The 3,711-nt window shown below is 59.1% G+C and carries 2 protein-coding genes; one reads left to right on the top strand and one right to left on the bottom strand.

Annotated features, from left to right (window positions below; genetic code table 11):
- Positions 1–275: 275 nt before the first annotated feature.
- Positions 276–911 carry an MEDS domain-containing protein gene (locus P0D89_RS51460; protein WP_408370681.1) on the bottom strand — a complete coding sequence of 212 codons (636 nt, stop codon included), beginning with the start codon at positions 909–911 and terminating at the stop codon, positions 276–278.
- A gap of 166 nt (positions 912–1,077) precedes the next feature.
- Between P0D89_RS51460 and P0D89_RS51465 the strand changes: the two genes are divergently transcribed.
- Positions 1,078–3,324 (top strand): GAF domain-containing sensor histidine kinase, encoded by a 2,247-nt coding sequence (locus tag P0D89_RS51465; protein ID WP_408370683.1) that lies wholly within the window; start codon positions 1,078–1,080, stop codon positions 3,322–3,324.
- Positions 3,325–3,711: the final 387 nt, after the last annotated feature.

Here is a 3,711-nt window from a genome sequence, read left to right on the forward strand (position 1 = left end):
TAGCCATCGCGAAATCATGCCCGATTTCGCGACGCCATCAAGACGCGCAAACCCTTGCCCAGATCGGCTCTCCGACGCTTTCATCGTGAAAAACCATCACACTTTTCCGCGAAGACCCGTAAAAAGATAGAGGATGGTTCCGCTCGCGCACCGTAGAACTCTCGCTGCTGGGCCTTCTGTTGAACGGTGAAAGTATTAGCGAAGTGTCTAGGAAGGCCCGGCAGTAGTCAACCGACCAGCTCCCGCCGGCGAAGCCGCAATCACTCGATCGCAGTCTATGGCAAACGGCTCCGCAATTCGCGCAGGAATTCATCGGGAGGCACAAAAAACGGATTTTCCTGGAGATTCCCGCCAATGATCACCAGCGGGTGCGTACGAACCACATCCATGATCACACTGGCGCTAAATTTCGCGAGGTCATAGACGCAGACAGTAATGTGATCGTACTTTGGCAGGAGGTAATTCAGCCGTGCTTCATACTCGATGAGGTCGGTGACGCCCGGCTGATCCTGCAGCGCCCAATCCATGCTCGCCCAGAGGCGAGCATGGGAGAAACCATCCACATTGCTGGCGGCATAGAGCCCGTCGATCAAGCTGAGCATGGCATCCGGATTGAAACGCCCGCCACGCAGATAGGCTTCCTCCCACGGGTGAATCTCGATTTGACCACGCTGGCGCAGCGCGACGGCGTCGATGCCTGACTGCTCCAGCCAACGAAGGTGTTCTGCCCGATACTCAGGATCAAGAAGGAAGATGGATCTTTCACTCTGGTCCACCGTTTCTTTGATGAAGGGCAGTAAGACGCGATACTCTTCCGCGCGCGAGTTGAAGAACGCGCAGGCGTGACGGCTTTCCGTGAGCATTTTTCCGGCGAGATGCACACACGGATCCCTTTTCGTCGTATCGGTCATATTTTCTACTCCTACCGCAGTCGAGCGGGGCCTGTCACAGCGCTGTTCATGTATGTTCTGCGTTTTTTACCCGCCGAAACGGCCGACAGAAGAATATATGAGAAATTCTCTTATACTTTACCCCAGCTAGAGGCCTGATCCAAGATGTGCGCGGGAGCGACAGACTGTGGCACAAGACGTAAAGCAAGTGGGGGCAGATGTGCACGACGAGACATCACGGCTGCGAACTGCGCTCAGGGATCTGGTAGCCATTTCCGCCGTCCCAGCCGCTTGGTTAGGCAGGGAACCGCAGGCGATCGCTGCAGAATTTGCGGACGTACTTGTCCGGTCGTTGCGTCTTGATTTTGTTTTTGTCCGATTACTCTCTCCTAGAGACAATATCGCGATCGAAGTCACGCGAGGAAACGCATGGCTGGAGTTTCCCAAATGGCTGCAGCGCCGCCTCACCGAGGGCGGCCAATTTCTCCCTCGTGAAATCGTCTCGGACATTGGCAGGGATGCCCATGAGGGGCGCGGTATCGTCATTCCCATCGGTGGCAATTCCGAGGGTGGTCTGGTTGTCGCGGCACGTTATCGCGCCGGTTTTCCCGACGACATCGATCAACTGCTGCTTTCCGTCGCGGCAAATCATGCCGCAACTGCGTGTCAGAACGCGCGCCTGATCGCGGAGCGGAGGCGCGCTGAGGAAGCGTTGCAGCAGGCCCGCGATGACCTTGAGACGAAGGTTGCGGAACGGACCGCAGAATTGAGCCGGACGTTCAAGGTCTCGCAAGCGCTCTCGGGCGAGATCGTGCAGGACAAGCTGCTCGACACGCTCATGCGCACAGCGATGGAGCAGGCGGGCGCGGATCGCGGCCTTCTGCTCCTGGCGAGTGGGGAGGAACGAACGATCAAAGCGCAAGCGGCGATCAACGGCGACAGGGTCTTTGTGCAAGTGCGCGACGAGCCCGTCACAACGACTATGCTGCCACAATCCATGCTTCACTACGTCTTGCGCACCCGGGAAAGCGTGATTCTTGATGACGCGGTGAATGAGGGTTCGTTCGGCTCTGATCCCTACATCCGACACCGTCGGGTCCGCTCCGCGCTGTGCCTGCCGCTGATCAACCGGGGCGAGCTGATCGGCCTGTTGTATCTGGAGAACAACCTGGCAACGCATGCATTCACGCCCCAGCGCATGACGGTCCTAGAACTGCTGGCCTCACAGGCCGCGATCACCCTGGAGAATGCTCGTTTGTACCGCGATCTCGCAGAACGCGAAGCGAGGATCCGGCGCCTTGTCGACGCCAACATTGTCGGCATCTTCATCTGGGACTTGGCAGGAGGTGAGATTCTCGAGGCCAATGACGCATTTCTCCGTATCGTGGGATACGACCGCGAGGACCTCGTGTCTGGGCGTATGCGCTGGACGGACCTGACGCCGCCGGAATGGCTCGACCTCGACCAGAATCAACGAATCCCGGAGCTCAGGAGGACGGGGACGTTACAGCCCTTCGAGAAGGAGTTCACGAGGAAAGACGGCAGCCGTGTGCCGGTCCTGATCGGCGCGGCGATGTCCGAAGAAGGTGCGAACCAAGGTGTCTCTTTCGTGCTCGATCTGACCGAGCGCAAGCGGGCGGAAGCCGAAGCGCGCGAGAGCGAGCGGCGCTACCACGAAGTGCAGATGGAGCTCGCGCACTCGAACCGGGCTACGACGCTGGGGCAGCTCACGGCCTCGATCGCCCATGAAGTGCAGCAACCAATCGCCGCGACAGCAACCTATGCTTCGGCCGCCTTACGCTGGCTGGATGCCAACCCGGCGAACCTTGGGGAGGTCAGGCAGGCGCTCGATGGCATCCTCAATGAGTCAATGCGCGCTGGCGGCATCGTCAGCGGGATTCGCGATCTGGTCAGGAAAGCGCCTCCACGCAAAGACAGGGTGGACATCAACGAGGCGATCCGTGAGGTGATCGAACTGACCCGGGGCGAAGCGGCGAACCACGGCGTCTCCATGAAGACAGTACTCGGGGATGGTTTGCCACTCGTCCTGGGAGATCGCGTGCAGCTGCAACAGGTGATGCTCAACCTGATCGTCAATGCCGTCGAAGCGATGAGCGAAACGAGCATGGGCCCGCGCGAGTTGCTGATCAGCACGGCCGGGGATTCATCGAATGGCGCGTCTATCGCCGTGCGGGACTCTGGACCGGGACTGCCCGCAGAGTGGATCGAGCGCGCCTTCGATCCGTTCTATACGACGAAGGCACATGGCCTGGGCATGGGCTTGTCGATCTGCCGTTCGATCGTCGAGGCGCACGGGGGACGGCTTTGGGCAAGCGCAAACGCGCCGTGTGGCGCCGTCTTTCAACTCGTTCTTCCGCGCGGGGAAGTCGAACATGCCCCGTCCAGTGAGAACGACGGTCTGCCGGTGGCGTGAGCAAGTAAATGCCTCCCGGCGATCTTCTCCATAGCCGTTCGATAAGGGACGAAGCCAAAGGAAGCGCCGCCTGAGCTACCAAATCGATAGCTGATTTTGGAACGACGTGACCGTCCATTCCCAGCCGCACTCGAGACGTCCGCTCGAATTTGCCGACCCGCAGGGATGGTTCGTTCACTGCCGTTATTTGACGGTCAAAGCGGCGGTTCGCTCGAATTGCTCGTCGGTTGCCAGTTGGATAACCTATATCGGCCGTTGACTTGTTGATGGACCAACGACCACTTCGGCCGAGAACTTGCCGAGTGGCTCGAAGACATGAATGGCCGTTGTACCTCGCAGGACTGATATGACTTTCCGTGTCAATCGGGATCGGTTTTCGTCGCTTTG

Origin of the sequence: Paraburkholderia sp. RL18-085-BIA-A, assembly GCF_046027075.1 — a bacterium.
Lineage (GTDB): Bacteria > Pseudomonadota > Gammaproteobacteria > Burkholderiales > Burkholderiaceae > Paraburkholderia.